A 678-nucleotide genomic window follows, 5' to 3' on the forward strand; every position below is an offset into this window, starting at 1 on the left:
TCCAGCTTCGTGAATGGGGTGGAACTGTCTGTCGACGGCGGCTTCTCGGCCATCTGAAATCGTGCCGGATCGCGGGAAGCGGCCGACCGGCGGGAACCAGCATGTCCATGGCGGAACGACTTCCGCACTGGGCGGTCAGTCCGGCCGCGCGGAAGTCGCGCACGCACAGGCCGCCATACAGCGAAACGGATAACCCTGCGCCGCAGAAGGCCGGGAAATCGATATCAACACGGATCGGAAAAGCATAATGCGCTACGCGATTGTAGGTTTCGGCAAGATAGGCCAGGCCCTCGCCCACGCCTTCGCCCGCAAGAACATCGACGTAACCGTCGCGAGCCGCCGGCCGCCCGAGGCGTTGGCGCCACAGGCGCAAGCGATTGGACCCACGGTCGTCGCCAGGTCGCTGCGGGATGCGCTCGAGGCCGACACCATCATCCTGGCCGTCCCGTTCGAGCAGCACCGCGAGGTTGCGAAGGCCCTGCCGAACTGGAAAGGCAAGACGGTCATCGACGCGATGAACTCGCTGGCTCCCCTTGAGGAGATGGACGGTCTCCTGTCCTCCGCGTACGCCGCGAAGGCGTTCGCCGGCGCCAAGCTGGTGAAAGCGTTCAATCACCTGATTGCCGCCACCCTGGCGACCGATCCGGTCGTCGAGGGCGGCCACCGGGTCGTCTTTCT

At 65.3% G+C, this 678-nt stretch carries 1 protein-coding gene; it reads left to right on the forward strand.

Translation table 11 applies throughout. The features are described from left to right. Nucleotides 1-247: 247 nt before the first annotated feature. On the forward strand, nucleotides 248-678 hold a 431-nt coding region (locus HLH35_RS19710), incomplete at its 3' end, for an NADPH-dependent F420 reductase (protein ID WP_182980747.1).

It is taken from the genome of Gluconacetobacter asukensis (genome assembly GCF_014174375.1).
GTDB classification, from domain to species: Bacteria; Pseudomonadota; Alphaproteobacteria; order Acetobacterales; family Acetobacteraceae; genus Gluconacetobacter; species Gluconacetobacter asukensis.